This is a genomic window from Streptomyces oceani, assembly GCF_001751245.1.
Lineage (GTDB): Bacteria > Actinomycetota > Actinomycetes > Streptomycetales > Streptomycetaceae > Streptomyces > Streptomyces oceani.
Genome location: NZ_LJGU01000147.1, coordinates 1 through 1313, shown reverse-complemented (window position 1 = coordinate 1313; position 1313 = coordinate 1). Strand labels below are relative to the sequence as shown.

2 protein-coding genes are annotated in these 1313 nt (G+C 72.8%); both read right to left on the bottom strand.

Translation table 11 applies throughout. The features are described 5' to 3' along the window. Positions 1–84: 84 nt before the first annotated feature. A complete protein-coding gene (locus tag AN216_RS21595; protein ID WP_070198382.1) occupies positions 85–354 on the bottom strand; it encodes a DUF1876 domain-containing protein in 270 nt (89 codons plus the stop codon). A 189-nt stretch (positions 355–543) separates the two neighbouring features. Further along, the coding region (locus AN216_RS21590) for a dihydrolipoamide acetyltransferase family protein (RefSeq protein WP_139140974.1) at positions 544–1313 on the bottom strand (770 nt) is incomplete at its 5' end.

Genomic DNA, 1313 nt, shown 5'->3' with positions numbered 1-1313 from the left:
CTGACGGGGCCGGAACCCGCCGCGGGCCCGCCCGGGCGGCGCGGGGCACGCGGCGCACGCCGCGTACCGGACGGTCCGTACGGGTCACACCCGCAGCCGCCGCACCGGCTGGTGGGTGTGCGCCTCGATGTCCCGTGCGGCGGAGTTCAGCATCTGGTGGGCCAGGTCGGACAGGGCACGCGCGGCGGCCAACTCGTCCCCGATGTAGGGCACGTCCTCGTCAGCCGGGTTGGCGTGCGCGATGCCGTGACCCAGCATCACCTCGTCCTCCCCGGTGACCAGCCGGGCCGTGCAGTGCGTGACCCGCTCGGCGTTGACCATCTCCAGCTGTACGTCCCAACTCGCGGTCGGCATGACGCACCTCCCTCGGAAGCGCGGGCCGCGCCCCACGCTCGTACGCCGCGGCCCGCGGTGACTGCTCACCCTTCCATCGTCGCGCCGTTCCGGCCGGTACGCACGGCAGACGCCGACGACGACGGCCCGTACCCCCCGGGGCCGGGGCGTACGGGCCGTTCGAGCTGCCGCTGCTCAGCGCCGCTCAGCTCACGTCCAGGTCATCAGCCGCTTCGGCCGCTCCAGGACGGCGGCGACATCGGCGAGCACCTGCGAGCCCAGCGCGCCGTCGACCATACGGTGGTCGAAGGACAGCCCCAGGGTGGTGATCTGTCGCGGCTTGACCTTGCCCTTGTGCACCCAGGGCTGCTCCCGCACCTGGCCGAAGGCCAGGATGGCCGACTCGCCCGGGTTCAGGATGGGCGTACCGGTGTCGACGCCGAAGACCCCGACGTTGGTGATGGTCACCGTGCCGCCCTGCATCGCCGCCGGGGTGGTCTTGCCCTCCCGGGCCGTCGACACCAGCTCGCCCAACTCCGCCGCCAACTCGGGGAGCGTCCTGGTGCCGGCGTCCTTGATGTTCGGGACGATCAGGCCACGCGGTGTCGCGGCGGCGACGCCGAGGTTGACGTACCCCTTCTGGACGATCTCCTGGTTCTCCTCGTCCCAGGTCGCGTTGACCTCCGGATGCCGCCGGATGGCGACCAGGAACGCCTTGGCGACCAGCAGCAGCGGGTTCACCCGCAGCCCCGACAGGTCCGGGTCCTTCTTGAGGTCCTGGACCAGACGCATCGTCCGGGTCACGTCGACCGTGACGAACTCGGTCACGTGCGGCGCGGTGAACGCGCTGTTCACCATGGCCGCGGCGGTGGCCTTCCGTACGCCCTTGACCGGGATACGGGTCTCCCGCGCGGCGTCCGCGGCGCTGACCGGGGCCGGCGCGGTCGCTTCGGCGGACGGGCCCGCGCCCGCCGGCTCGG

Bases quoted from the DNA above. Each gene is read 5' to 3' on its own strand.
- AN216_RS21595 (WP_070198382.1), bottom strand. From the start codon at position 354: ATGCCGACCGCGAGTTGGGACGTACAGCTGGAGATGGTCAACGCCGAG.